Origin of the sequence: Escherichia sp. AM3, assembly GCF_032029835.1 — a bacterium.
In the GTDB taxonomy this organism is placed as follows: domain Bacteria; phylum Pseudomonadota; class Gammaproteobacteria; order Enterobacterales; family Enterobacteriaceae; genus Escherichia; species Escherichia coli.
Genome location: NZ_JAVUPQ010000596.1, coordinates 1 through 422, shown reverse-complemented (window position 1 = coordinate 422; position 422 = coordinate 1). Strand labels below are relative to the sequence as shown.

1 pseudogene is annotated in these 422 nt (G+C 34.8%); it reads left to right on the top strand.

The features are described 5' to 3' along the window. Nucleotides 1-82 precede the first annotated feature (82 nt). Nucleotides 83-422 (top strand): annotated as a pseudogene (locus RTW80_RS27435) (hypothetical protein); the annotation flags it as partial.

Here is a 422-nt window from a genome sequence, read left to right as displayed (position 1 = left end):
CTTTAGAACAAGGCAGCTGTATTTGCTCATAGACCACCCCATGTATTATCCCATAGGTAATAGTCGTAACTTACGATATACAGTGACTGTATTTAATAAAGGAAAGGAAAAGGAAAGTAACGTAGAAATATCATTCCCACAAGCTCAATCGATCAAAGTGCTTTCATCAGATTATGAGTCTTTTTCAATTGCAAATAAAAAGCTAACAATAGATAGAATTCTCTCTGATTCACAATACTTTTTTGTGGTTGAGGTTGAAAGTCAATATAAGTATTCTGGAGACTTTTTGCCTATTATAAAGTCAGATGATAAGGATGGTCGTTGTTATACAAAACTTGCTGATGTCCCTGCCAGTGGCGCTACCTATGTAGCATGGGGCGCTGTTTTTATCTTTATGATTTTATTATTATTTGTTTTACCGA